The 24,864-nt window shown below is 55.2% G+C and carries 19 protein-coding genes and 1 tRNA gene; 3 read left to right on the forward strand and 17 right to left on the reverse strand.

The window, feature by feature from the left end; all coding sequences use genetic code 11:
* Window positions 1-95: 95 nt before the first annotated feature.
* The 6 genes from ED236_RS09435 to ED236_RS09455 all read right to left on the reverse strand — a co-directional run bounded on the left by ED236_RS09435 (window position 96) and on the right by ED236_RS09455 (window position 11,690).
* Window positions 96-1,001 carry a 5'-nucleotidase gene (locus ED236_RS09435; RefSeq protein ID WP_123237731.1) on the reverse strand — a complete coding sequence of 302 codons (906 nt, stop codon included), beginning with the start codon at window positions 999-1,001 and terminating at the stop codon, window positions 96-98.
* Between the two features lie 107 nt (window positions 1,002-1,108).
* Complete coding sequence (gene recD / locus ED236_RS09440) at window positions 1,109-3,178, reverse strand: exodeoxyribonuclease V subunit alpha (RefSeq protein WP_205125673.1); 2,070 nt, start codon at window positions 3,176-3,178, stop codon at window positions 1,109-1,111.
* Window positions 3,165-6,854 carry an exodeoxyribonuclease V subunit beta gene (gene recB, locus ED236_RS09445; RefSeq protein ID WP_123237732.1) on the reverse strand — a complete coding sequence of 1,230 codons (3,690 nt, stop codon included), beginning with the start codon at window positions 6,852-6,854 and terminating at the stop codon, window positions 3,165-3,167. The genes recD and recB overlap by 14 nt, the downstream gene beginning before the upstream one ends.
* A gap of 2 nt (window positions 6,855-6,856) precedes the next feature.
* The gene (recC, locus tag ED236_RS09450; RefSeq protein WP_240032104.1) at window positions 6,857-10,366 is read right to left on the reverse strand and encodes an exodeoxyribonuclease V subunit gamma; all 3,510 of its coding nucleotides are present in this window, start codon (window positions 10,364-10,366) and stop codon (window positions 6,857-6,859) included.
* 28 nt (window positions 10,367-10,394) lie between these two features.
* A complete protein-coding gene (locus ED236_RS12395) occupies window positions 10,395-10,604 on the reverse strand; it encodes a hypothetical protein (protein ID WP_148042281.1) in 210 nt (69 codons plus the stop codon).
* A 114-nt stretch (window positions 10,605-10,718) separates the two neighbouring features.
* Entirely contained in the window at window positions 10,719-11,690 is a 972-nt protein-coding gene (locus ED236_RS09455; protein ID WP_240032106.1) for a helix-turn-helix transcriptional regulator, read from the reverse strand.
* Between the two features lie 137 nt (window positions 11,691-11,827).
* On the opposite strand from ED236_RS09455, the gene ED236_RS09460 reads away from it, so the two are divergent.
* On the forward strand, window positions 11,828-12,868 hold the full coding sequence (locus tag ED236_RS09460; protein WP_123237735.1) for a metallophosphoesterase: 1,041 nt from the start codon (window positions 11,828-11,830) through the stop codon (window positions 12,866-12,868).
* Window positions 12,869-12,879: 11 nt separating this feature from the next.
* Here ED236_RS09460 and ED236_RS09465 read toward each other — a convergent pair whose 3' ends face one another.
* Window positions 12,880-13,143, reverse strand: a complete 264-nt coding sequence (locus ED236_RS09465) for a hypothetical protein (RefSeq protein WP_123237736.1) — start codon at window positions 13,141-13,143, stop codon at window positions 12,880-12,882.
* A gap of 140 nt (window positions 13,144-13,283) precedes the next feature.
* On the reverse strand, window positions 13,284-13,859 hold the full coding sequence (locus ED236_RS09470; protein ID WP_123237737.1) for a hypothetical protein: 576 nt from the start codon (window positions 13,857-13,859) through the stop codon (window positions 13,284-13,286).
* Between the two features lie 229 nt (window positions 13,860-14,088).
* On the opposite strand from ED236_RS09470, the gene ED236_RS09475 reads away from it, so the two are divergent.
* Window positions 14,089-15,135: an AAA family ATPase gene (locus ED236_RS09475; protein WP_162299604.1), complete on the forward strand. Its 1,047-nt coding sequence runs from the start codon at window positions 14,089-14,091 to the stop codon at window positions 15,133-15,135.
* Between the two features lie 485 nt (window positions 15,136-15,620).
* Here ED236_RS09475 and ED236_RS09480 read toward each other — a convergent pair whose 3' ends face one another.
* Together ED236_RS09480 and ED236_RS09485 are read right to left on the reverse strand one after the other, a co-directional pair.
* Window positions 15,621-16,469, reverse strand: a complete 849-nt coding sequence (locus ED236_RS09480) for a nucleotidyl transferase AbiEii/AbiGii toxin family protein (RefSeq protein ID WP_123237739.1) — start codon at window positions 16,467-16,469, stop codon at window positions 15,621-15,623.
* Entirely contained in the window at window positions 16,469-17,254 is a 786-nt protein-coding gene (locus ED236_RS09485) for a type IV toxin-antitoxin system AbiEi family antitoxin domain-containing protein (RefSeq protein ID WP_123237740.1), read from the reverse strand. Before ED236_RS09485 ends, ED236_RS09480 begins: the two co-directional genes overlap by 1 nt.
* A 190-nt stretch (window positions 17,255-17,444) precedes the next feature.
* Between ED236_RS09485 and ED236_RS09490 the strand changes: the two genes are divergently transcribed.
* Window positions 17,445-17,906: a S16 family serine protease gene (locus ED236_RS09490; RefSeq protein WP_240032120.1), complete on the forward strand. Its 462-nt coding sequence runs from the start codon at window positions 17,445-17,447 to the stop codon at window positions 17,904-17,906.
* 104 nt (window positions 17,907-18,010) lie between these two features.
* On the opposite strand, the gene ED236_RS09495 is transcribed toward ED236_RS09490, so the two are convergent.
* From ED236_RS09495 to ED236_RS09525, 7 genes are all read right to left on the reverse strand, one after another.
* Window positions 18,011-18,104 (reverse strand) — tRNA-Ser (locus tag ED236_RS09495).
* A 104-nt stretch (window positions 18,105-18,208) separates the two neighbouring features.
* Window positions 18,209-19,432, reverse strand: coding sequence for an aspartate kinase (locus ED236_RS09500; RefSeq protein ID WP_123237742.1), 1,224 nt, complete (start codon window positions 19,430-19,432; stop codon window positions 18,209-18,211).
* Window positions 19,433-19,513: 81 nt separating this feature from the next.
* The gene (gene alaS / locus ED236_RS09505; protein WP_123237743.1) at window positions 19,514-22,270 is read right to left on the reverse strand and encodes an alanine--tRNA ligase; all 2,757 of its coding nucleotides are present in this window, start codon (window positions 22,268-22,270) and stop codon (window positions 19,514-19,516) included.
* A 46-nt stretch (window positions 22,271-22,316) separates the two neighbouring features.
* The gene (recX, locus tag ED236_RS09510) at window positions 22,317-22,808 is read right to left on the reverse strand and encodes a recombination regulator RecX (RefSeq protein WP_123237744.1); all 492 of its coding nucleotides are present in this window, start codon (window positions 22,806-22,808) and stop codon (window positions 22,317-22,319) included.
* Window positions 22,789-23,829: a recombinase RecA gene (gene recA, locus ED236_RS09515; RefSeq protein ID WP_123237745.1), complete on the reverse strand. Its 1,041-nt coding sequence runs from the start codon at window positions 23,827-23,829 to the stop codon at window positions 22,789-22,791. The genes recX and recA overlap by 20 nt, the downstream gene beginning before the upstream one ends.
* Before the next feature lie 56 nt (window positions 23,830-23,885).
* The gene (locus ED236_RS09520; RefSeq protein ID WP_123237746.1) at window positions 23,886-24,386 is read right to left on the reverse strand and encodes a CinA family protein; all 501 of its coding nucleotides are present in this window, start codon (window positions 24,384-24,386) and stop codon (window positions 23,886-23,888) included.
* Window positions 24,365-24,862 (reverse strand): phosphatidylglycerophosphatase A family protein, encoded by a 498-nt coding sequence (locus ED236_RS09525; RefSeq protein ID WP_193726091.1) that lies wholly within the window; start codon window positions 24,860-24,862, stop codon window positions 24,365-24,367. The genes ED236_RS09520 and ED236_RS09525 overlap by 22 nt, the downstream gene beginning before the upstream one ends.
* Window positions 24,863-24,864 lie beyond the last annotated feature (2 nt).

Here is a 24,864-nt window from a genome sequence, read left to right on the forward strand (position 1 = left end):
AGCCAGCTACTACCTCACAGAAGGGGATGCTAATCCGGCTTGTGGCGTTATGCCAGCCACGTTTAATGAAAAAACGAGCGCGTGCTAGCAAGCTGCTAGTCCTGGTTTGTTATGCCATGTGGCACATGGCCAGTGGCAACATGTAGGCGGGCCGAGTCGCAATGTTTGCGTTGATCATCGAAAAAGATATCCGCGCCAAATGCCTCCAGGAAGGGTCCCTTGTTCATTCCGGCGAGAAACAACGCCTCATCGATTCTGATCCCCCAGTGCCGTAAAGTCCGAATGACTCGCTCATGTGCGGGAGCACCGCGTGCCGTCACCAGTGCTGTTCTGATTGGTGAAGCATCTGCCGGATATTGCGATTGAATGGTATGCAATAATTCAAGAAAATGTTTGAAAGGCCCGCCTGGCAGAGGCTGGTTAGCAGCCTGCATTTCGTTGCTGGAAAAAGCTTCCAACCCTTTTTCCTTGTAGATTCTTTCCGACTCATCCGAAAAAAGTACGGCATCACCATCAAACGCGATACGTAAACCAGTCGAATCGCGATTTCGCAGCGTGGATGGAAGTATGGTCGCCGCTGCATAACCAGCATCCAGAACATTTCTCACGTCGTCTGGGTCCGCTGATAAAAAAAGATGCACCCCTAGTGCAGGCACATACCGAAACGCTGGCTCCCCTCCCGTAAACACGGCGCGGGTGATATTCAACTGATGATGGCGTATGGAATTAAATGCTCTGAGGCCAGTGTCAGCGCTGTTTCTGGATAACAGCACCACCTCGACATGGTGCTGTGTCGTAGCACTATCATTAAGCGACAGGAGCTTTTTGGTCAGGTTGAACGCAACGCCGGGTTGCAAAGGCACATCTTCGTGGGTGATCTGATAGTTTGAGTAAGCCTCGAGCCCCTCCTGTTCATAGACCTGATGACTTTCTGTCAGGTCAAACAAGGCTCGCGATGCAATACCAATGGTCAAAGACGGGCGACTATCTGCGCGTGACATGCTTGTAATTCCTTGAGTTTGCTGCTTGATTGTCAGGTGTCATCAAACGCATGCTAGCCAACTCACAACGCATCTCGTCATGCCCATGTGCTGCCATGCATATTCCATCAGAATGATAGTCCACTGGCTCGCTTCACTCTTCGGGCCGCTGCTTCTTCAGGGACGGTCTGGTTGTCCAGGGTGACCAGGGTGAAGCGGGCTTTGGCCCGCGTGATCCCGGTGTAGAGTAACTCACGCGTGAGTACAGGATTCATTTTGGGGGGCAGTACCAGCAAGGCATGTTCAAACTCAGACCCCTGAGACTTGTGCACGGTCATGGCATACACGGTTTGGATGTGATTAAGACGGCTGGGTGAAACCCAGTGCACAGCGTCATCCTTGCCGATGAAAGCCACCCGCAAACCCCACGCGCGGCCGCCTGCAGCGTTGAGCGGATAATGCAAGGTCAAACCGATATCGCCGTTCATCAAGCCCAGACTGTAATTGTTCTGGGTCACGAGTACTGGTCTGCCAGAATACCAGGGCTGGTTAGTTGGTATCAGACCTTGTCCTGCCAGTGCGGCTTCAATCTTCAGGTTCAGCCCTTCCACACCAGCATCGCCGTTTCTGAGTGCACATAGCACCTGGAATTGGCTATATTCGGTCAGTAAACTGCGTGCCCATTGGTCAAAGGTATCGAGATCCTCGTCCAGAGTGGGTTGGCTTGAGGACATCCGGCTGAAATGAGCCGCATAGCCTGAGCCTATCACCTGGTTCGTCGGTTTGCCGGCAAGTTGTTGCGTAAGTGTTTGAAGATTGTCAGTAGGAAAATGCAGGTAGTGGATGTCTTTGTACGCTCCGTGCCAGACGGCGCGCATTGCCGCGATGTCACCCAGATTGACCGCACGCGCCAGTTGGCCTATGCCACTCGCGTCACTAAAGCGGTGACTCTTGCGCAACATGACAACGTGCTGGGAAAGGGCATCACCTGCCGTATTTTGCAGGTCGCTAGGGATGATCTCGCCGGTCATCTGCTGTATCCAGTCTATGGTACTCGGCAGATAGTTTCCCTGTTCTGCGCGTAGGCAAAGTTCACCGAGAATGGAACCAGCCTCGACAGAGGCTAGTTGATCCTTGTCGCCTATCAGTATCAATCGCGCATGCTCAGGCAACGCAGACAGTACCGATGCCATCATGTCGAGGTCAACCATGGACGCTTCATCAATGATGAGCAGGTCTACAGGCATCGGATTGCGCGCGTTGTAGCGAAACTGTCTGGAGTCACGCTGCGGCCCCAAAAGGCGATGCAGGGTACTCACTTCGCTGTCCAGATGCGCTTCGACCCTGGTCCGCACTTCAACCGGCAAGCTGGAGATAGCGGATGCAATCGCCGATTGAAGGCGTGCGGCTGCTTTTCCGGTGGGGGCCGCGAGCCGGATGGTGAGTGGAGTGGCCTTGTTGTCAGCAAGCGCCAGCGTTTGTAAAAGCGCAATAAGACGCACCACCGTAGTGGTTTTTCCTGTGCCAGGCCCGCCAGTGATGACGCTGAACGCACTGCGCGCTGAAATCGCACAAGCCAGTTTTTGCCAGTCTGATTCAGGGCCTTGATGCGCAGTAAACAATGACGTGAGTGTGGCTTGGAACAGGGCTTGATGCCGAGTAAGCGTTGCTGCTATGGACGCAGTTTTCGCCATCCGCTGCTGAATCATCGACTCGATATTGCGCTCATGTTGCCAGTAGCGCCTGAGATACAAACGCGGCCCTACGAGTACCAGTGGCGTATTGCCAGTGCCGCTTCCCACTATCTCCGCATGGGCGAGACGCTGGATCCACGCGGCATAACCTATCTGCGTCATACATTGCTGCAGAGTCACGCAACCGTATTGGGGGTCATCCACGAGTAGACTGGCATTGACCGGGAAGATACTATCCGGATCGTCAAAACATGCTTCAAGATCAAGGCAGACGTGCCCTCGACCCAACTGATAGCTGACCAATGCGGCCGAGAACAGCAGAGCAGGGTCCGCATCCTGCGCTTCGTTATGGATGAATTTGGCTAGGGCATAGTCCACATCACGAAATCCACCAGCCTCAACCGCTGTGCTCAGCATACTCAGCATCGCGCTGGGTTTCTGCATCACATTGAGGTGATAGCGGAGTTCAGCCTGCAGTTCATTCATCATTTCAGCTTGCTGCATGCTGTTCCTCCTTGCAGAAAAGCGTATCCATTGCATGCATCAGGGCAAGCGGAGGGCGCTCGAAATGCACGCCATGACTACTAGAGGCCACCCCCCTCAGAAATAGGTACACTGCCCCTCCTATGTGCTGGTCATAGTCATAATCTTTGAGACGCGCTTTCAGATGGCGATGCAGCGCGAAAAGGTAGATCACGTATTGCAACTCATAGCGATGCGCGAGTATGGCATCGCCAAGTGCCGATTCGCTGTAGGCCTGTTCATCCACCCCCAGCCAGTTGGATTTATAGTCGGCAACGTAATAGCGCCCTTCATGCTCAAACACCAGATCGATAAATCCTTTCAACATGCCATTGATCTGTCGGGATTCGAGGGCTGCTCTGGGGCGATGCGGCAAGCTGTACTGCATGACCAGGCGATCCAGTTCAGGCAAGTCCACCGAGTTGACTTCGAACCAGAACTCCATTTCCGCCTGATAGACTTGCAAATCACACAGTCGTACGCTGCTTATACCCTTAGTCGAGCAAGGCAATGGGGTAAGCAGAATGGCATGAATCCAGCGTTGCAGCGTATCCCGCCAGCTCAGCCAGTGCAGCACCGGGCTGTGCCGCTCAATGGCTGCTTGCAGTCCAGTGGCATCGCTGGTTGCGGTTGAAAAGCCAACATGGGCAGCCCACTCCAGCAGACTGTGAAGAAAGGTTCCCGCCTCGGCGCCTTTTGGGAAGCGGTGAAAGGCACTGCTTGTCGCAGGGGCCATGCTGGGCGAGGTGGTCGCTTCGCTTGCCATTTCAAGCAAATTATCCAGTTGAGGCGTGTCGTTGACGGGTGACATGGCATCTGGTTTGGATTCTGCGTAGCGCAAACTGGAGTAACTGCTGATCCACCATTGCTCATTAATTCGTCGTTGTACAACACGTGCCCCGGTAACATCGGGGATGGCGTCGTTTGATCTGTACGCCGCCATGCTGCTGGTCTGATCGGTCGCAGGGTCATGCGTGTACACGCCAATATCGGGGGCGTTGCTCGCTAACCGGGTGATTGAATCCGCATAGCTGACGTTGTCGCCGCTTATTTGTGCGCCAACCAGATGATCAAGTGCGTTCGGATGACATTTCGACACATCACCTAACGCAACCCAAGTGAAGTGTTGTGCACGTGTCATCGCCACATAGGTTTTGCGAATGTCTTCACCTAGCCGATCTACTTCGGCACGCGCCTGTATTTCCTCATCCAGTTGCATACTGACCTGCAACTCGCCTGCGTCGTTATGCCATTTCACCAGCCGGTAGGATTTGTTGTCGATTTTTACCGGCTTGCACAAAGACAAGTAGGGCGCAAACACCAATGGAAATTCCAGCCCTTTGGACTTGTGTATGGTGATCACTTTCAACAGGTGCGCATCGCTTTCCAGGCGCAGGCGCTGTTCCTCATTACTGCCGTCAGGCGCTGCGCACTGCTCGGTCAGATACCGTATCAAGGCCCGTTCCCCTTCCAGATGCACGCTGGCTTGCTGCAACAACTCCGCGATGTGAAGCAGGTCGGTGAGGGTGCGCTCGCTGCCATGTTCTGCATCATGGCGTTGTTCCAACAGGTAGGCGCTGCATTCAAAATCGTTCATCAAGCGCCGCAGCATGGGCAACACACCCGATTGCTGCCAAACCGAATGGTAATGCTTGAATTGCAGGATGCGCTCTTCAAGTAACTGCTCATTAGTGTTCAGCGCATCCAGTACCTGATAGCTCAGATGCAGGCTAGGAGAGGCCAGCGCACTGCGTATCAGCCTGGTGTTCTCCGGATGCGCACATGCCTCTAACCATGACAGGATTTCCGCTGCGGCCGGGCTATCAAAAACCGAATCCCGATCTGACAGGTAGACGGATCTGACGCCCAGGCGCTGTAACGCGCTTCGCACCTGACCAGCTTCATGCCTGTCGTTCACCAATACCGTGATGTCGGCAGGCGTTAGCGCGATGAGATCGCCGCTGGATACGCGGAACCCCGCCCTGCCGGCCTGCCCCAGTTGTAGCCAGTGCACAATCTGTGCTGCACACAGTTGCGCGATTTCGATCTGGTAGGCCTCTTTAGAATAGGCTTTCGTGCTTGTCGGGCAGTACAACAGCTGGAGTGCCTTGGGTGGTTGGCCCTCTACCTCAAACGTATCCTTGCGGCCGTGTGCCTGCACAGCCTGGAAGGGAACCGGATTCTGTTCTGGAGTACGAAATAAAAACGTCCCTTTTGACGATGGCAAACTTTCTGCCAGGGAGAACAGTTGATTGCTGGCGCTGACCATGGCCTGCGTGGAGCGGTAATTTGTCCCTAAGGTATACAAATGCGTTCCAACTGCACTGCGCGCGGTCAGATAAGTGTAAATGTCGGCGCCTCTGAAGGCATAGATCGCTTGCTTGGGATCCCCGATGAGCACCAGTGCGCAATCCCGTCGTTGCTGTGCTGTTTGATAAATGCGGTCAAAGATCCGGAACTGCATGGGGTCGGTGTCTTGAAATTCGTCAATCAATGCCACCGGGAACTGACTGCGCACCAGCTTGGCCAGTCGTTCCGCATTGGGGCCATGTAAGGCCTCATCAAGACGTGCGATGAGATCGTCAAATCCCAGTTCCGAGCGACGCCCCTGGATCTGCTGAAACCGCAGGCTTATCCATTTGGCAGCATGACTCAGCAAGCCCGGTGTCGGGTCGGGAAGGGCGTCTTGCGCTGCCTTGAGCGCAGCGAAGGCGGTAAATGCCGGATGGTCAGGTGGCTCGCCTATCCATGCTTCACGTATGCCTTGCGGCGTCAGTCTGTGCCAGGCGCTAGCGTTAAGTTCCAGGTGATCGCTAGTTGAGCTTGCCCACGCTTTCAAACTGTGCAGCCAGGCTGAGTACCAGCGTTCCTGGATCAGATTCGCTTTGCACTGTTTGGATAGTCGAGCCTGCTCAAACAGCGACTGGAGTTCATCAGGCCACACATCCCAGCCTTGTTTCATGATGGCGAGTTGCGCCTGTTTTTCCTTGTTGAATTGGTGGATATAGGTGCTGAACTCGCCCACCTCCGGCAATTGGTCCACAAAGCCGATCAAGTTGCGGACGATCTTGAGCAGCTCCTGCGGACTTGCCCAGTGTTTGGACGCCATCACGTAGTGCTCTGTCGAGAGTGGGTAGTAAAACTCTCGCCAGTAATCCTGCACGACCTCTTTAAGAAGATCACCTTGATTGGTCACCAGGTTCTGGTTGAACAGGCTGAGGCTGTCAAAGGCATGCTCGCGCAACATGCGGTTGCACCAGGCATGGATGGTCGAAACGGCGGCTTCGTCCATCCACTCGGCGGCAATCTCCAGCGCATGCGCACACGCTGGCCATTCGGGCGCCGCGTATTCATTGCGGATCTGATTCAGAACCGGGTCGGGATCACCGGTTACCTGATCGCGAAAATGACGTGCAGCTTCCGACAGGCGTGCCCGAATACGATCACGCAACTCTTTGGTTGCTGCTTCCGTGAATGTGACCACCAGGATTTGAGGCGGCGTGAGCGCACCACCAGAAAACGCATACTGGTCACGATGTCCCAGAATGAGCCGGAGATAAAGCAGTGCAATCGTGTAGGTTTTGCCTGTACCGGCGCTAGCCTCGATCAGATGGCTGCCGGTGAGCGGCAGGGTGAGCGGGTCAAGAATGGGGGTCATGGTCAGCTCGGCTTGTTATTGGTGGTGGCGATCACACTGGCGGATTGCAGTAGAGGTTGCAGAAGCTCATCGCATAGCAGAGAAAAATCACCCTTCGACCATAATGCTTCAAAGTCCGGGTAGGCAAGTTTCAGGTAGGGCGATAGCCCCACTTCGCCCGGACTATCGAAGCCCGGCTCATAGATCTTTCTGCCTCTGATCGCCGCGTCGATTTGGCTTGGGTCCGGCTGATCCCGTATGACCTGCCCACCGGATTCCAGCCACTTGAAGCCAGTTTTGATCGCGAGCGGCAGTGGCTTGGCGGACCCCTTTTGCCAGGCATCTAGCAGGGTATGAAAGTACTGGCGCGCTGTTGCAACATCGAGCGCGGCAAGCTGGATAGTCACGTCCTGACCTACGATCATCGTGGTGATGGGCGTTCCATCCAAATGCCCGGCAAGGTGCAACAGCCAGTCGCGAACCAGTGCATGACAACGCGCTTGCTTTCGGGCTTGATCAGCGAGTTTGCTGGCGGAGATGCTGATGCGGCAACGCGCATCTGCATGATGGTAGAGCGAGGACACGCGGTCCTCAACACGCACTGACATGTGCTCTAGCAGGAACACTTGATCAATCACGACATCCTCAGTTTTGGTGGGCCAGGCCTGCAATTGCTGGTCGTAACGCTCGAACAAGGCATCCACCAGTGCAGTTAATTCCTGCTTGATCAAGCTTGAAGCGGTGCCAAATGGAAGATCGCCGCTGCGTTCCAGACGTTGCAATGAGCTTGCCATAGCGTCGGCTTCATTTGCCTGCATCGCCCGTGCATCAAGGCGCGTTGCAATCAAGGTGTTGAGAAAGCCCCAGCGTGTCAGCGCATCTAAGGTGAACGGTTCGTGATCTTCGTCCGGGTCGTCCTGCCGATTTAAGTAAACGCCTAAACGCTGCTCGTAAAAATATTGACTGGGGTTGCTCAGAAAGCGTGCCAAGGCATGCAGTGAGATCGCTGCTTCCGGTCGCAGGGGAGTCAGTGGCGGCCCGGATTCAGTGGAATTCAATGGGTGCAGCCATTCTTTCGCGTAGCTGAACAAGGGCCCGGAGCCGGAGAAGTAAGCAAGGCTGAACGGGTGCAGCGGATGAGCGGTGGTCAGTGCCTGGCTGACCTTCATCTTCGCATCGTCCAGACGGCGCCAGCCGTTATCAAGATGATCGCGCAACTGACTGACCAGAACCGATGGCGGAATCTCGCTATTGTCGTTCACATTGAAGCCCACCCAGCTGATGTACAGCCTATCCCGCGCTGAAAGCAATGCCTCCAGAAACATATAGCGGTCGTCTTCGCGGCGTGATCGATCGCCTACGCGCGGATCAGTCGCCATCAAATCAAAATCCAGTGGTGGACGGCTGCGTGGGTAGTCGCCATCGTTCATGCCGAGGATACAGACCATTCTGAACGGCACAGCGCGCATGGGCATCAAGGTGGCAAACGTCAACCTGCCCGCCATGAAGCGTTGTGACAGCGAGGGTTGATCCAGTTGTGCCAGCCAGTGTGTCTTGACCACTGCCAGCGACAGCGTTTCCTGCATGCCCGCGGTCTTGCAGCTTTGCGTTAACCGGTTCAAGCTGGTTTGCAGTTCCAGAAGGTGGGCGGTGTCCGTGCTTGAACTGCTCTGGAAAAAGTCGTGAATCAAGCGCTGCCCACGTTCCTGCCAGGCTTCTGCGGTGGTGGGTTGTGCCAGCTCGACTAGCCAGTGTTCCAGCGTTTCGATCAGCATGAACAAGGGGCCGACCAGGGCAGCGTCCAGACCGGCCACTTCACCCTGAGGTTCGATGTCGTGCCAGGACCGGTCCTCGCGGTCGGTTGGGTCCGCCCCCACGGCATAGCCCAGCAGCATCCGTTTGAGCCCATGGGACCAGCTGTTCTGTGCCAATTCGCCATTGAAAAAGTACTGCCTGTGTTTGCTGTTCAGGCCCCAGCGTATACGGGATTGATCTATCCAGCGTTCCAGGATAGCCAGGCCGTCCTCGGTGATACCGAAACGGGTCCGCACGGCAGGGACATCAAGCAGATCAAGCACATCGGCCGCGGTGAGCCGGCTTTCCTGCAGATTCAGCAGGTAATTGAGCGCGCGGAACACCGGGGCGAGCTGCCCGTTGCCAAGATCGCTGATGGAAAACGGGATATAGCGATCGTCGCTGATATCAAGTTGTCCGAACACGGCTTGAATATGTGGAGCGTAGCGTTGAATATCCGGCACCATCACAATCATGTCGCGCGGCCTGAGTGTCTCATCGTGGTTGAGCGCATCCAGTAGTTGGTCATGCAGGATTTCCACTTCCCGTTGTGGACTGTGCGCGATATGAAAGCGGATGGATGTGTCCGCGCTCGCGTCCAGCGCTGCCCAGTGCTCGCGCGTTTCCGTGATGTTACGGAGCTGACGGATATCTTCTTGCAGCTGGTTGAGCAGGCAGGACGTGCCATGCGACTCGAACAGGTCGATCTTGTGACCCGATTGCAGGAACAGGTCGCGGTACTGTTGCGGCTGATCGAGTTCATCCAGCAAGGCAACGTAGTCACGCCCCAGCTTCCCCCAGGCCGCCAGCAGCGGATGGCTGGCAATGTGCATCGAATCGGCCGCTTGCAACGGGGCCACGGTGTGTTTCCGCGCATGGCGGCCCGCATGCTGACGTGAATAATCCCTAGCCGAGATCACATCGGCCCAGTAATGCTCGCATGGGTTCTGCACGCACAGGAAGATTTGCGCATGGCGTGACAAGGCCACCAGAATCTCCAAGGTTTGTTTGGGCAGCGAGGACAAGCCAAACACCGTGATACGGCGTGGCAGTTTGGCTGGACGCGAGCTGAGGCTGGACAGAGCCTCTGTGCAGCGTACATGTAGCGCAGCACGGCTGGTGGTCTGGAGCTCGCCCATGTCAGCCAGCAATTGCCGCCACAAGATGGCTTGCCAGCGTTGCTCTGCCTGCAAGGGCGTTTCCATCAATTGGGTATTCAGTAGCACGTCACGGCCTGTTGCCCAGGCATGCATCCAGTCGGCACGGTATACCTGATATTGATCGAACAGATCTGCGATCTTTTCAGCAAGCTGATAACGTTTGATCAACTCGTCGTCGTGAGCGAGAAACCTCGCCAGTGGGGCGAATTCTGGCAAGTGCGTCAATGTCGGGATCAGGCGCATCAGACGCCACACCATCAGGCGTTTATCAAATGCGGATTCTTCCGGGACAGCGGCTTCCCCCAGTACAGCGCGGTAGATCTGCCAGACAAAACTGGACGGCAGCTTGGCATCGATCGCAGCGGCAACCCCTATGCCGCCAAGCCCGTCCGTACTTGCGGAGCTGGCCAATGAGAGTTTTAACCACTGTGCGATGCCATTGCTCTGCACCAGAATGATTTCATTCTCCAGAGGTGCTAGCGGGTACTGCTGGTACCAGCTGATCAGCAGTTGGCGCAGTGATTCAGGCTTGTTTCCATGGACCACCATGAAGCCAGGTTCAATAGGGAGTGATGACAAAATATCTCCTGCAAGGGGTGTGGGCTTGCTACCAGCCACTTTTATTTTGAGCTCGGTCGTCGTGACGACGGTTAAAATGCAATCCTTTGGATGCGACCAAGCGTGCCTCTTCTGCCTGACTTACGCTGACATTCATGGCAAGCCTCAATCCCAATACGGCGGACAGGCTGTGTTTATGCAACGCTGGAGTGACGCGTTTCCATGCACCAATATTCAACATCATGTTCGCTTGAGTCATTCAAAACAGCAGTATGCCCAAGTACAGGCTCATTAAGCGAGCCTCGCAGTTCCCTATAAAAGAAGTTCCCTGTAAAAATAGGATCGTCTGTTCTCCCGAGTGGCTGTTGCGCGGTTACTGATAAAGCCTGGCCAGCAGGGCGACTTCGTTTTTGATCGTTTCCCGTAACGAGGCTGGTGCAATCACTTCCACCTGGGCACCATGTCTGAGGATGTCCAGCACAAGCTCACGGCTATCGTTAAAGGGGACACGCAGTTCATAGCGGCCATCTTCCAGCACCTTTGATTGCTGCTTGGCATGCCAGCGTTCAGCCGAAACCCAGCGTGCACGTTCCTTTGAAAAAATCAGCGTGGCCCATTGAATGGCACGGCCAGTGAAAATGCCGTAGCCAGTGCCTAGCACTTCATTGAGTTGTGCATCGCTGACATCGGCAGACGCGGTTTCCAGTATTTCGGCATTGCGTATGGCATCGAGCGAGAAGTTACGGATGTCGTTGCGCAAGTGACACCATGCGTCCAGATACCAGTTGTTGCGGTAGTACACCAGCCGCTGCGGGGAGACTTCGCGTTCAGTCAGGTCGTCCTTGCCGCGCGCATGATAGCGAATGAACAAGCGCTTTCTGCGCAACAAGGCAGACCCGATGGATTGAAAATGGTCCAGATGGAATTCTCTGAACCCCACGTTTTCAAACTTGATCCTGCGCTGCACCTCCTCGACGGCATTGTTGCCTGTGCCCAGAATCCCGGTCAGCCTCGCCAACAAGGGTTTGATGTGCGGCCCCAGCAGACCGCCACTATCGAGGTGACTCAGCAGATGCTGCATGGTGAGCAGCGCATGTATTTCTTCCGCCTTGAACCATAAGCCAGGCAGCTCGTATTGCTGGCCTACCAGCTTCTGGGAGCGATCAAACTGGTAACCTCCCAGTTCGCGGTTAAATACGATGGGCGCATTCAGGCGGTCCTTCATGAAGGCCAGGTCGCGCTTCAACGTGGCGCGGGAGACTTCAAGGCGTGTCATCAGTTCATTAAAACTGATGACCTTGTGGGAGTTAAGTAGGTCGTCGATCTGATAAATGCGCTCGTTCATGCGTATAGCTCCAGGGTCATGCAGCGAGCCTCCACAATGACATAATCGGCAGCAAGCAACAATTGCAAGTGACTGGGTCAGTGCGCTTGCATTTTACGGTGAGCCATTCCGGCTCATCTGCTCAGACAGGATTTGATATGAAGTTGATCGATACACTTTTTGATGGCGCACTGGATATCGTTGGCGATGTGCATGGCGAGTATCAGGCTTTGATGAATCTGCTGGAACACTTGGGTTATTCGCTGGAGGGCGATCACCATGACGGTAGACGGTTGGTGTTTCTTGGTGACCTCTGCGATCGCGGGCCGGATAGTGTTTCCGTGATGCGCCTGGTGCGCAAACTGGTCGATAGTGGAAAGGCGCAATGCCTGCTGGGCAACCACGAGTTGAATCTGCTTAACCAGGCACCTAAAGTTGGCTCAGGATGGTGGTTTGAAACACGTTACCACTCCGACACGCTGATCTATGGTGAATGCGTGCGTGCAAGCGCCCAGGATAAAGCCGAGATACTTGAGTTTTTGTCCGCATTGCCACTGGCACTGGAGCGCAGCGATCTGCGTCTGGTTCATGCGGCCTGGGAAGACAGTAGCATTTTGCAGCTTAGGCAGATGGCGGCAATGCCGGTGCTGGAGGCCTACCACTGGTTTGATCAACAGACGGTGCTGCAGGCTAGCCAGGAGGACCTGCTGGCAGGCAAGCAGATGGAGTTGGCTAACATCCAGATGGAGAACGTGGCGCTCGTCCCGCAAGGAATCAAGGCCTTGCCTCGCTACCAAGTATTAAAACAAAACGGTAACCCGGTTCGGGTGCTCACTTCCGGGGTCGAGCGCGAAGCTGAGCAAGCGCATTTCACCAATGGCGCCTGGCGTTTTACGCATCGGGTAGCCTGGTGGGAGACCTATCAACATCCAGTACCTGTTTTGTTCGGCCATTACTGGCGGTCATTTCAGGGCAGTGCCCATGCCGTGGTCATGCCGGGTGCCATCCAAGCCTTGCCATTTGCATGGATGGGGAAGGGGGCCACGTTCTGTCTCGATTATTCTGTCGGCGCACGCTACAAAGAAAGGAAGCGCCGCTTGGCAGTGCCCGCACAAAGTGCCTGCAGGCTGGGCGCGATGCGCTGGCCCGAGCAGGCACTGATGTTTGATTGCGGCACGACATTACAAAGCCAAAAATAGCGGCTTGTATATCACCCCTGGTTTTCGGGGTTCCATTCTTCCCAGATCTTGGTGGCGATCTCCTCGTACTGGACATCCGTAATCTCAAGATCTTTCCCGAACCAATACTGAAAAACATCGACCACGCCGGCCTGCAGCGCCTCAATTGAGTGGATGTCTGGCTTGAGCTTCATGATGTCCCTGGCTTCCGGGTCATATTCATCAGTATTCGTGACACAGTTGATGTTCATGGGGTCACATTCAAAAAGAATGCGGCTTATGTTGTCGACGGACATAGGGGGTTCCTCAGTTAATCGGTTGAAAAAGTTTGAAATCAATGAACGGCGTTGATGCAGCAAGTTGTGCTGATGCAAGCCTGACAAGGCTAAGCACATCAACTTCTAGGCCGACATCCTTGCCAGGCTGGCAAAAGATGTCATCGCGCACTGTGTAGCCTTTCCTGCAGCCAGCTTAAAAGTCTGGGCGCTGGTTGGTAATTAGCTTCACCGTAAACGCGTTTTGCGTTTGCTAACCGGCTGACAAAATAAGCAAGGGCACCAACCCACCCAAGCTTGAGCAACATGTCCAGGTTTGAGATTCGGCCATCGTCGTCTGTCCTGAAAATAAACAAGATGACAAAGAATGCCGAGACCAGAAAAGCGTAGCGATAAAACATCGTTAACAACGCCTCTGCTGGCGTAGCGGCGTGATGAAAACAAGTCAGTATTTCCTGACCCAGTTGATGTGCAAAAGCCAGACACAAGATGGGCAGCAGCATCCACTGATAGAAAATGGTATCGGCGTGATCGTCATAAGGCGCAAATGCGAAAATGGCTCTAATCGATATCCACAAGACCAGCGTGCTCATCGCCGTTAGCAAATCCAGTTTGTCACTGAAGATGACCTTTTCATTTTTTAATCCTGCACGCAGATGGCGAACATAGCCGTAAGCAAACACAAACCAGGCCAGGATGACCACAACACGTTCAAACGCTTCTACCAGACCGTCCATGGACACTCCTCAGTTTTGAAAGTGAGAAGCTTGAGGCCTGTGGGGCTCACAGAGAGAGCCTGTAATGGACTTGTGTCCTATTTTCTTGTTTGCATGCTTTTATCCTTGCGGGCTCATTCTATGAGCTAGCAAGGTAATTATGCTGTGACTCAGACCACTTACTTGGGCTTGAAACGCGATGTACTCCTTTGATGATCGGCTGGACGCAGACATGAGGATGGATCTTACCTTGACCATTGATGAGCTTCCCAATACCCATACAAACGAGGACCCCGATGGCTTGCTGTTATATGGTCGTACCAAACCACACTGGCTATTGGCAGGGCATGAGCTACCTTTACAGAACCGAATCGATGGCCTTGAAGACGCATGCGAGCAGGAAAGCCCGGCATTAGAACCCCCCAGCCTGCAACAGCCGACAGATCAAGGCCACCAGCCAGACAGCAAAAGCAAACCTATGCACTCAATATTCAAATTCATCGACCAGCAGTTCAGCGGCTTTGTCGGGATGGGGGCTTTTAAGGAGCTCATCTACCGGCAGGCGGCGTTATTCAGTATTCAGCAAAAGCGTTCCAAGGTTGGGCTGAATGGATTGCTTTCCCCCAATCGGCATATCGTGTTTGCCGGTAACCCCGGCACCGGGAAAACAACCGTTGCCCGCGTATTGGCCAGTGTTTATCACAAGCTGGGTATCTGTCGGGAGAACAAGTTGGTCGAGACCGACCGAAGTGGCCTGGTGGCGATGTACCTGGGGCAAACGGCAATCAAAACCAGAGAAGTGGTTGAATCAGCACTGGGTGGAGTTTTGTTTATCGACGAGGCCTATTCCTTAACCGAACAAGATTCTGATGATTACGGAACGGAAGCGATCGATACCCTGGTGAAAATGATGGAAGACCATCGCGATGACCTGGTTGTGATCGTGGCGGGCTACGGCGAAGAAATGGACCGGTTTGTCCGTTCCAATCCCGGCCTTAAATCACGCTTCAGCAAACGTATGCATTTCCCCAACTACACGGCCAGAGAGCTTTGCGAGATGCTACTTAAACTGATGAAGCAGCATCATTACGAGATTGAATCCCAGGATCAAATCGAGCGGCTACTGGAGCAGCGGTTTGCGCAAGAAATCAAGAATCAGGGCGATCAGTTTGGTAACGGTCGGTTTGTTCGCAACATGTTTGAAAGCATCGTTGAAAGCCAGTCGTTCAGGCTCATGAAGCAAGCAGACTTTACGCAGCAGGAACTCAGCGTTTTGCAGCCGCAGGATTTTTGTTAGCAACATGGTTGTGGAGAGATTGAGCGAACATCCAATCAAAACTGAGACATAAAATAATTGAACGCCAAATACTTTGTAAATTTACAGTATTTAAAAAGGTAAATACCCCAATTGGGGGAGGTGCAAACTCATAATGATTACTAGACACTGATGTGCAAGTTAAATCCCGCCCAGCCCTGCCTTCGGGCTGTGGCTGAATGCGGGATGGGAACTTGGACCGACGTTCTTATCAAAAGCGCCTGTAAAAAAAACGCTTAAAAACATACAAATTAATTTTAGTGGGGTTGGTGGCAGGGTATGGATATTGTTTCAATAGGGTTGGCAATCATTGCGGGATTCGCTTTCGGCTATCTTGTTTCGCAGGACAAACCCAACAAATTGGCACGTGCTTTGACGGCGGCGATAAAGTCTTTACGGGCTTGCGGAGCGTAGCTTTTGAGGTTGTTTTTGTTCATTGTTGTTCCTAACTTTAAACTGCTTTAAATTTATTCTGGTATCAACATAAGCAAATGCTCGGTGACATATTCGCCTGCGGTTTTGGGGTCATAACTCAGCGCTGTGCGTAATAGCGGGTTCATGTCGGTTAAAAAGCCTTTGTCGGCCAATTTGTGTTGCATGGCCTCGATAAAGTCTGCACGCCCTGTTTGCGATTGCTCTTGCCGCATGTAATGTTGAAACGCGTCAATAATCTTAGTTGGGCTTACTGGCACGGGTGATTGTGTGAGCGCCCAATAGAGGTCAAATAAGTCGCGCCCACGGGTGCGCTGGAATAATGCACGCATTTTGGTGCCTAGCATTTCGTGAATATCAAAGCCTCGCACTGTGGTTTGTTGTGTTTGGTTGCGCAGTTGCAGTGCAAAGGGTAGTTGTGCGATGGGTTGGTATGGGGTGCGCTCAGTGGCGTTAACCTCTAGCACAATTTCAAGCGGTTTGCCGCCAGGGTCGGCAATGGATGAAATGTGGTAGATTTTGCGCAAGACTTTGGATGGCTTGACGGCGTTTCTGATGGCTAGCTTGATGTCTTGCCATGCAGAAAATGTGGGCTTGCCTAGCGTGGTTGCCAGCACACGGCGAATGGCTTTGCTGATGTGGTCGTCTGGGCGATCGCCCACAATCACGAGGTCAATATCTTCACTGTAACGTGAGGCTGGGGCAAGGTGTACTTTGTGTAACAGCGTGCCACCGCGCATGGCGATTTGTTCTTGTAGAAACGCATCATTGAACAATAGGATCATGGTTTGGCAGAGCAACAGGTCTTGCTCCACTTGGCGCAGATTAGGCCAAGGCACGGCTTGCTGGTGTTCGAGAATGTCGCGTTTGGTGAGTTGCAGCATTAGATCACCCGCATGGCGTTGATGATGACGTTAAACGTGGTTTCAACTGGCATATCGCGCTCTGCTGTGATGCCCAGTGCCAATGGCACATTTTTTTTGGTTTTGGGTAACCAATCGGCCACGGCTTTTGCTAGTTTGTCTGCCCCCGCATGCTTAAAAATAAAACCCAAGCGCTGTGCTGAGGCAAGCTCGTTTTCAGCCGCTAGTGTTTTGCGCAACTCACCGACGCGCATTAATGGCAACATGGGTTGGATGGTTTCTGCTGCGCGCTCTATGCCACCAAGGCTACCCGCGTATCTGACTAAATCCAGTGCGGTGGTTTCTGGCGTGCTAACCTTGAGCGGTGCGGCGGCATTGGGGACTTGTTGTGTGAGTGATTTGGCAATGTGAGACTTTGTGAAAAAGCTTAGCCGAACCCTGGAAAAACGAATGTTGCGTATGGGTGCATCTGTTATCACTTGTGTTTCTTGAACGGCTTGCGGGCTTGCGCCATGCATCGCGGCCGCAGACTGTAGCGCGACATAATAAGGGCGGCCTAGCCAGGTAAAGTAATCATCCAGCCATAAATCCACAGGTGGCGCGCCCATCATGCGATGTTCAGGCGTAACGATTAAAAAATATGACTGGCGCGGCGTGACTCTGACCACAAGCTCACCAAGGCGTAATAATTGGTTTTTGGCGGCAATTTCGGATAAGCCCGTGGCTTTGGTCAGCGCATCCATAGAAAACGAGACGATGCCTATCCCCAATTGTTTTTCTATAAATTGTTTTGCTGAGCCTTGCATACTATTCCTGATGCTGTCACATTTATTTTCAAACGTTTTAATATTGTAGCGATAAACGCTACGTTAAGAAAATGATTGGAATTATTTAGTACGTGCTTTTTTACCACTTTGCACAATGGTCAATAGCTGTTTTTAGCTTAGCGTTGGTGAAAACAGTATTCCGGGGGCTTATCGTTTCGAGATCCAAACGATACCAGGTGGTGGTAAGTTCTCGGTATCTGGAAATGGATCTAAAGAGTCAGCAAAGATTGCATTTGATTACTTTAAAGCAAATGCGAACAGGGTGAGTGGATCGATAAAAGTCTCAGAAGCGGATTTTCATTTGCAGATTGTAGACCTTCAAAACCAAGGTTCGCCAGATGCAACGATTCTGTCCACGTTTATCGCACTTTGTTCAGTTGCTTTGGCTAAGCCTTTGCAGAGCCAGATGGTGGTCACTGGAGACATGAGCCTTGGTGGAACGATCACTCAAACTAGAAGCCTTGCTGAGACTTTGCAAATAGCTTTTGATGCTGGGGCAAAAAGAATTCTTCTGCCTATGTCAAGTGCGGTGGATATACCTACCGTACCAAGTGAGTTGTTTGCGAAATTTCAAATTAGTTTTTATTCTGATCCAGTAGACGCTGCTTACAAGGCTATTGGCGTCGACTAATCGTGATGTCTTGAATGGTGTGGGATTTTATATTTTTGAGGGCAGAGACACATCAAGGTGCAAGACCCAAATAAAAAACGCCGCAATGCGGCGTTTTTTTTATTTGGCGGAGAGCGAGGGATTCGAACCCTCGATACAGATTTAAGCCCGTATGCTTCCTTAGCAGGGAAGTGCCTTCGACCACTCGGCCAGCTCTCCGTTTACTACGCTGATTGCGACTTGTTGCTTGCACAACGCTGAACAGCAGAAGCATGTTCAGGGGGCGTACGATACGCGAATACGCCCGAAAAATCAAACGATAATCAGGCCTTATCCAGCCCGAATGCCTTGTGCAGCACGCGTACTGCCAGTTCCATGTATTTCTCGTCGATGACCACGGCGATCTTGATCTCGCTGGTGGAGATCATCTGGATATTGATGCCTTCTTCCGCCAGGGTCTTGAACATCAGGCTGGCCACACCCACGTGCGAGCGCATGCCTACGCCAACGATGGACACCTTGGCGATCTTCTCGTCACCGGCGATCTCGCGCGCGCCTATGTCCTTCTGTTTGTCACGCAGCAAGCCCAGTGCCTTGTTGAGCTCGTTCTTGTGCACGGTGAAGGTGAAATCGGTGGTGCCATCCGCGCCGGTGTTCTGGATGATGATGTCCACATCGATGTTGGCATCGGCGATCGGCCCCAGGATCTGATAGGCGATGCCCGGACGGTCAGGCACGCCGAGCACGGTGACTTTGGCTTCGTCGCGGTTGAAGGCGATGCCGGAGATGATGGGTTGTTCCATGTTGTCTTCTTCCTCAAATGTAATCAGCGTGCCGTCGCCTTCTTCCTCGAAGCTGGACAGCACGCGCAGCTTGACCTGGTATTTGCCAGCGAACTCGACCGAGCGGATCTGCAGCACCTTGGAGCCCTGGCTGGCCAGTTCCAGCATCTCTTCAAAGGTGATGGATTTCAGGCGACGCGCTTCCGGCACCACGCGCGGGTCGGTGGTGTAAACGCCATCCACATCGGTGTAGATCTGGCATTCGTCGGCCTTGAGTGCTGCGGCCAGCGCCACGCCTGTGGTGTCCGAACCCCCTCGGCCCAGCGTGGTGATGTTGCCGTGCTCATCCACGCCCTGGAAACCGGCTACCACGACCACATTGCCGGCATCGAGGTCGGCGCGGATACGCTCGTCGTCGATCTTGAGGATACGTGCCTTGGTGAACGCGCTATCGGTGACGATGCGCACCTGCGCGCCGGTATAGCTCCTGGCTTTGACGCCCAGGTCCATCAGTGCCATGGCGGTGAGGCCGATGGTGACTTGCTCGCCGGTGGAGACCATCACGTCCAGTTCGCGTGGGTCCGGGTCCGGCATGATCTCTTTGGCCAGGGCGATCAGGCGGTTGGTTTCGCCGGACATGGCCGAGACCACCACCACCACCTGATGGCCGAGTGCCTTGTAGCGTGCCACCCGGCTGGCCAGGTTCTTGATGCGTTCTGGGTTGGCGACCGAGGTGCCGCCGTATTTCTGTACGATGAGGGCCATAGTGTTGGTTACTTACAATAGATGCTGCTTGATGAGTGGTGATGCGTCGCTTGTGATGGAATCGCGGTTAATAAATAGCGCTTATGCAAGTTGTTGTTGTACCCAGGCAGCGACACCTGCCAGCGCTTGCGGCAGTTTGCTGGCGTCCGTGCCACCGGCCATGGCCATGTCGGGACGGCCACCGCCCTTGCCGCCGACTTGCGTGGCGACAAAGTTGACCAGGTCGCCCGCTTTCAGCTTGCCGGTCAGGTCTTTGCTCACCGCGGCGACCAGACTGACCTTGTCGGCTTCGGTGACCGCCAGCAGCAAGGCGCAGGAGCCCAGCTTGTCCTTGAGCTTGTCTGCCACTTCGCGCAGGCCCTTGGCGTCCACGCCGTCCAGCTTGGCGGCCAGCAGTTTGATGCCTGCCACCTCTACCGCCTGACTGACCAGATCATCGCCCTGGCTGGCAGCCAGTTTGGATTTGAGGCGTTCCAGTTCTTTCTCGGCAGTGCGCAGTGATTCCAGCAGCGCGCTAACGCGCTCGGCGGCTTCTGCTTTGGGTGCTTTTACGGCATCGGCGATGCGCTCCAGTTGCTGTTCCGTGCTGGCGATCAGGGCCAGTGCGGTGTCACCCGTGGTGGCTTCCACACGGCGCACCCCGGCGGCAACGCCGGATTCTGCATACAGCTTGAACAAGCCGATATCGCCAGTACGTGCCACGTGCGTGCCGCCGCACAGTTCGCGCGAGCTACCGATATCCAGCACGCGCACTTCGTCGCCGTACTTCTCGCCGAACAGCATCATGGCGCCAGTTTTTTGTGCGGATTCGATGTCCATCACCCGCGCTTGTGTGGCGGCGTTAGCGAGGATCTCGGCGTTGACGCGCTGTTCCACCTCATGGATCTGCGCGTCCGTCATGGGGGCGTTGTGTACAAAGTCGAAGCGGGTCTTTTCGCTGTCCACCAGCGAGCCTTTTTGCTGCACATGCTCACCCAGCACTTCGCGCAAGGCCTTGTGCATCAGGTGGGTGGCGGAGTGGTTGCGCATGGTGCGGCTGCGTGCGATGAGGTCCACGCGTGCCTGCACACGGTCGCCCACTTTCAGCGTGCCGGTTTTGAGCACGCCATGGTGGCCGAACACGCTGGCCTGGATCTTTTGCGTGTCTTCCACAGCAAAGATGCCGTCTGCGGCCTTGAGCTCGCCACGGTCACCGACCTGACCACCGGATTCGGCGTAGAACGGCGTGTTGTCCAGCACCACCACACCCAGCTCGCCTTCGCTCAGGCTGTGTACGGCAGCGCCATCCTTGTACAGCGCCAGCACGGTGCCAGTGGCATCCAGCGTGTCGTAGCCGTGGAAGGTGGTAGCTTGGCCATCGTATTCCAGGTTTGCGGCCATCTTGAATTTGCCAGCAGCGCGGGCTTGTTCTTTCTGACGTGCCATGGCGGCGTCGAAGCCTGCAGTATCAACAGTGACGCCACGTTCGCGGCAGATGTCGGCGGTCAGGTCGAGTGGAAAACCATAAGTGTCGTGCAGCTTGAAAGCGGTGTCGCCGTTGAAGGTCGCATTGCCGGACTTGGCCATCCCGGCCAGTTCGGTTTCCAGTATGGCCATGCCGTTCTCTATGGTCTCAAAGAAGCGTTCTTCTTCCTGACGCAGGATATCGGTCACGCGTTGCTGGCCCTGGGTCAGTTCTGGGTAGGCTTCGCCCATCTCGGCCACCAGGTCAGGCACCATCTTGTGGAAGAAGGCCGCGCGGGCCCCCAGCTTGTAACCATGGCGGATGGCACGGCGGATGATGCGGCGCAGCACATAGCCACGGCCTTCATTGCCGGGGATGACGCCATCGGCGATCAGGAAGCTACAGGCACGGATATGGTCGGCCAGCACTTTCAGTGAGTTCCCCAGGTACATCTTTGTCGCGTCTGCTTTGTCGCCGTCCTCGCCAGCGCCTTGCCTACCTTCATGGTATGTCGCGTTGCTGGCTCCTTGGCTTCGCGCATCCATCGCCAAATCTGTGCCGGGTAACAGATCTTCTCGCTTTGTGACTCTGGCTGCAGCGGCGATCAGGGTCTGGAACAGGTCGATCTCGTAATTGGCGTGCACGCCCTGCAGCACGGCGGCGATACGCTCCAGCCCCATGCCGGTATCCACCGAGGGCTTGGGCAGCTTGTGCATGACACCCGCTTCGTCGCGGTTGAACTGCATGAACACATTGTTCCAGATTTCGATAAAACGGTCGCCGTCTTCATCCGGACTGCCTGGCGGGCCGCCCGGGATGTGCGCGCCGTGGTCATAGAAGATCTCGGTACAGGGGCCACAGGGGCCGGTGTCGCCCATCATCCAGAAATTGTCAGAAGCGTAACGCGCGCCTTTGTTGTCGCCGATGCGGATGATGCGCTCGGCAGGCACGCCGATCTCCTTGTGCCAGATGTCGTAGGCTTCGTCGTCTTCGGCGTAGACGGTGACGGTGAGTTTGTCCTTGGGCAGCTTGAACACCTCGGTCAGCAGTTCCCAGGCGTAGCGGATGGCGTCCTGCTTGAAGTAGTCACCAAAGCTGAAATTGCCCAGCATCTCGAAAAAGGTGTGGTGACGTGCAGTGTAGCCCACGTTTTCCAGATCGTTATGCTTGCCACCGGCGCGTACGCACTTCTGGCTGCTGGCGGCGCGGGTGTAAGCGCGCTTGTCAAAGCCCAGGAACACGTCCTTGAACTGGTTCATGCCGGCATTGGTGAACAGCAGTGTGGGGTCGCCTGCGGGCACCAGCGAGCTGGATGCCACCACCTGATGGCCTTTGGAGGCGAAGAAATCCAGGAAGGCCTGGCGGATCTGTTTACTGCTGGGCTTGCTTTGCATACTTAAACCTTGGCTTGCATCCAATGTCATTGGTGTTGATCCGGGTTTACTCATCGTCCCGGACCGCGTCTTTGTTCTGTTCCAGCGCCAGCTGTTTGAGGGCCTGCCGGATCACCTCCACCCCAAAACCACGGCTTTGCAGAAAGCGCGCCTGTTTGGCCCACTCTTCGCGGCTGGCTGGCGCGGCTGCATACTTTTTGCGGCAGATGGCACAGGCATACGCCAGCTCATCCTGCTTCAAAGAGGCCACCGCCTCGTTGATCAGCGTATCGGCCACACCATGTTCACGCAGTTCCTGCGCCACACGCTGGCTGCCATAACGTGATTTGCGCGCATGCACCAATTGCTCGGTGTAGCGCGCATCTGACAACCAGCCGCGCTGCTCGAAATCTTTCAGCAATGCAGGCAGGTCGTCCTGTTCTGTGACAAAGGCGCTGAGCTTCTGTTGCAGCTCACGCGCCGAATGTTCACGTCGTGCCAGATAGCCCAGCGCACGTTCGCGCAGGCTACGCGGCGGTTTACTCGTCGACTTCCTCATCCGGGCCTACGGTCTTGACCAGGCGATCCAGATGCGCGACCGAATTGGCGCGGATCTTGGCGTCGATCTCGTCGGCCATCTCCGGATGTTCGCGCAGATATTCGCGCGCATTGTCCTTGCCCTGGCCGATCTTCTCGCCCTTGTAGCTGTACCAGGCACCGGCTTTTTCGATCAGCTTGAGGTTGGCACCCATTTCGATGATCTCGCCTTCACGCGAGATGCCTTCGCCGTACAGGATGTCGAATTCGGCTTGTTTGAACGGTGGCGCGACCTTGTTCTTGACGATCTTCACGCGCGTCTCGGAGCCGATCACTTCGTCGCCCTTCTTGATGGCGCCGGTGCGACGGATGTCCAGACGTACCGAAGCGTAGAACTTCAGTGCGTTACCGCCGGTGGTGGTCTCGGGGTTGCCGAACATCACGCCGATCTTCATGCGGATCTGGTTGATGAAGATGACCATGGTGTTGGTGCGTTTGATGTTGCCGGTCAGCTTGCGCAGCGCTTGCGACATCAGGCGAGCCTGCAGGCCCATGTGTGAATCGCCCATCTCGCCTTCGATCTCGGCCTTGGGGGTCAGCGCGGCGACGGAGTCAACGACGACGATATCCACCGAGCCGGAGCGCACCAGCATGTCGGCGATCTCCAGTGCCTGTTCGCCGGTGTCCGGTTGCGAGATCAGCAGTTCGGAAACATCGACACCCAGCTTTTGTGCATATTGCGGGTCCAGTGCATGTTCCGCATCGATGAACGCCGCCACGCCGCCCAGCTTTTGCATCTGTGCGATCACGGACAGGGTCAGCGTGGTTTTGCCGGACGATTCCGGACCGTAGATCTCGATGATACGACCACGTGGCAGGCCGCCTATGCCCAGTGCGATGTCCAGGCCCAGCGAGCCGGTGGAAACCGGCTGGATGTCATCGGCGATGTCGGTGTCGCCCATGCGCATGATGGAGCCTTTGCCGAACTGTTTTTCGATCTGCGAAAGTGCCGCCGCCAGTGCCTTGCTCTTGTTATCGTCCATGTATCTTTCCCTGTCTGATTGATGCTTGCGGGTGGCGAAATAAACCGCCAATTATTTCATAAATCAAGCGCTAAGGACAGGCGCAACAAGCCTGCCAATGCTGTTTTTGCCGACTGCAGGCGCACCGCAGCACGATCGCCTGCGAACTGCATGGTCTGGCTTTCCAGATGCCCATCACGGCTAGCCCAGGCAAAGCAGACCATGCCCACCGGCTTATGTTCGCTGCCGCCGCCCGGCCCGGCGATGCCGGTGATGGCCGCGCTGATCTGTGCCGTGCTGTTCACGAGCGCGCCGCTGGCCATCTCCAGCGCGGTCTCGGCGCTGACAGCGCCATGCTGCACCAGTGTCGCGGTGTTGACGCCCAGCATCTGCTGCTTGGCGAGGTTGCTGTAGGTGACAAAGCCGCGGTCGAACCAAGCGGAGCTGCCAGCGATGTCGGTGATGGCCGCCGCGACCAGGCCGCCAGTGCAGGATTCGGCCAGCGCAAGCTGCCAGCCGCGACGCTGCAAGGCCAGCCCCAGCGCGGTGCTCAAGTCTAGAAGTTCAGCGTCAGCCATTGCAAACCCATCAGGCTCAGGATGCTGTAAACCGCTGCCAGCATGTCGTCGAACATCACGCCGAAACCGCCCTTGAGGCGTGCATCACACTGGCGGATAGGGAAGGGCTTCCACACGTCGAACAAACGGAACAGCGTGAAGGCGATCAGCCACCACCAGGCCTGATGTGGCGTGAATTCCAGCACCAGCAGGAAGGCCACGATCTCGTCCCACACCATGCCGCCGTGGTCCGCTACGCCCAGTGCCTGGCCGGTGCGGGCGCAGGCCCACACGCCGAGCACGAAGGCCAGTGCGATCAGCACGTAGTGTTGCCACTCCGGCAACTGCATGAGCAGCAGGAACAGCGGGATGGCGACCAGCGTGCCTACCGTGCCCGGTGCAAGCCGTGACAGGCCGCTACCGAAGCCCAATGCGATGAAATGAGCCGGGTGCCGCAGCAGAAATCGCAGGTCAGGCGGTACGCTGTTGGCTGGCATGT

Source organism: Pseudomethylobacillus aquaticus, from assembly GCF_003730115.1.
Taxonomy (GTDB): domain Bacteria; phylum Pseudomonadota; class Gammaproteobacteria; order Burkholderiales; family Methylophilaceae; genus Pseudomethylobacillus; species Pseudomethylobacillus aquaticus.

Excerpts from the sequence above, each read along its gene's own strand:
- ED236_RS09435 (WP_123237731.1), bottom strand. The coding sequence starts at position 1,001 with ATGTCACGCGCAGATAGTCGCCCGTCTTTGACCATTGGTATTGCATCG.
- recD (WP_205125673.1), bottom strand. The coding sequence starts at position 3,178 with ATGCAGCAAGCTGAAATGATGAATGAACTGCAGGCTGAACTCCGCTAT.
- recB (WP_123237732.1), bottom strand. The coding sequence starts at position 6,854 with ATGACCCCCATTCTTGACCCGCTCACCCTGCCGCTCACCGGCAGCCAT.
- ED236_RS12395 (WP_148042281.1), bottom strand. The coding sequence starts at position 10,604 with ATGACTCAAGCGAACATGATGTTGAATATTGGTGCATGGAAACGCGTC.
- ED236_RS09455 (WP_240032106.1), bottom strand. The coding sequence starts at position 11,690 with ATGAACGAGCGCATTTATCAGATCGACGACCTACTTAACTCCCACAAG.
- ED236_RS09460 (WP_123237735.1), top strand. The coding sequence starts at position 11,828 with ATGAAGTTGATCGATACACTTTTTGATGGCGCACTGGATATCGTTGGC.
- ED236_RS09465 (WP_123237736.1), bottom strand. The coding sequence starts at position 13,143 with ATGTCCGTCGACAACATAAGCCGCATTCTTTTTGAATGTGACCCCATG.
- ED236_RS09470 (WP_123237737.1), bottom strand. The coding sequence starts at position 13,859 with ATGGACGGTCTGGTAGAAGCGTTTGAACGTGTTGTGGTCATCCTGGCC.
- ED236_RS09480 (WP_123237739.1), bottom strand. The coding sequence starts at position 16,469 with ATGCTGCAACTCACCAAACGCGACATTCTCGAACACCAGCAAGCCGTG.
- ED236_RS09485 (WP_123237740.1), bottom strand. The coding sequence starts at position 17,254 with ATGCAAGGCTCAGCAAAACAATTTATAGAAAAACAATTGGGGATAGGC.
- ED236_RS09500 (WP_123237742.1), bottom strand. The coding sequence starts at position 19,432 with ATGGCCCTCATCGTACAGAAATACGGCGGCACCTCGGTCGCCAACCCA.
- alaS (WP_123237743.1), bottom strand. The coding sequence starts at position 22,270 with ATGCAAAGCAAGCCCAGCAGTAAACAGATCCGCCAGGCCTTCCTGGAT.
- recX (WP_123237744.1), bottom strand. The coding sequence starts at position 22,808 with ATGAGGAAGTCGACGAGTAAACCGCCGCGTAGCCTGCGCGAACGTGCG.
- recA (WP_123237745.1), bottom strand. The coding sequence starts at position 23,829 with ATGGACGATAACAAGAGCAAGGCACTGGCGGCGGCACTTTCGCAGATC.
- ED236_RS09520 (WP_123237746.1), bottom strand. The coding sequence starts at position 24,386 with ATGGCTGACGCTGAACTTCTAGACTTGAGCACCGCGCTGGGGCTGGCC.
- ED236_RS09525 (WP_193726091.1), bottom strand. The coding sequence starts at position 24,862 with ATGCCAGCCAACAGCGTACCGCCTGACCTGCGATTTCTGCTGCGGCAC.